1 protein-coding gene is annotated in these 234 nt (G+C 71.8%); it reads right to left on the reverse strand.

The features are described from left to right. Window positions 1-23: 23 nt before the first annotated feature. On the reverse strand, window positions 24-234 hold a 211-nt coding region (locus KVS71_RS19025; protein WP_217585310.1), incomplete at its 5' end, for a hypothetical protein.

The following is a 234-nucleotide window of genomic DNA, read 5'->3' on the forward strand; positions in this document are numbered from 1 at the left end:
ATAACCCCGACCGAGGAATTACATTACCAGCGGTTGGCGCCGACACGAAATCCGGCGCGGCCCGGGCATGGCTCGGGCGTTTCGCCCCCCTGATCCTGGCCGATGGTCTCTGCGGGCGCGGTCGGGGCGGCGACTATCCTGGGAGCGTGACCGCCACTCCCGACGCCGCCGACCTGCGCGCCGATCTCCAGCTCGCCCTTCCCCTCGCCGACGCCGGGGCTGCCCAGTCGCTCC

Origin of the sequence: Microbacterium sp. GbtcB4, from assembly GCF_019091465.1 — a bacterium.
In the GTDB taxonomy this organism is placed as follows: Bacteria; Actinomycetota; Actinomycetes; order Actinomycetales; family Microbacteriaceae; genus Microbacterium; species Microbacterium paraoxydans.